At 56.0% G+C, this 316-nt stretch carries 1 pseudogene; it reads right to left on the minus strand.

Going from position 1 to position 316, the window contains the following annotated elements:
- Positions 1-316, minus strand: a pseudogene (locus HB376_RS40655) (IS5/IS1182 family transposase); the annotation flags it as partial.

The following is a 316-nucleotide window of genomic DNA, read 5'->3' on the forward strand; positions in this document are numbered from 1 at the left end:
GCGATACAGCCGCGAATCCGGGTCGCTCTTCGATTCATGCGTCTCGTTGCTACGCGTCTCGCCCTTGAAGTTCCCACCGTCTTCGCTATCCTGATCATCGTCTTTACGCACAAAGCTTTTATGGCCGGCCCATGCTTGAATTAACGTGCCATCGACGCTGAAGTGCTCACCGGAAAGCCAGCACTTCTTCTCGGCAATGCCCACAACCTCGTTGAAGAACTCAATGACCGCGTCATGCTTGATCAGGCGCTCGCGGTTCTTGGTGAAGACGGTGGGCACCCACACGGCATCGTCCATCGACAGCCCGATAAACCAG

This window comes from Caballeronia sp. dw_19 (assembly GCF_018449515.1).
Lineage (GTDB): Bacteria > Pseudomonadota > Gammaproteobacteria > Burkholderiales > Burkholderiaceae > Caballeronia.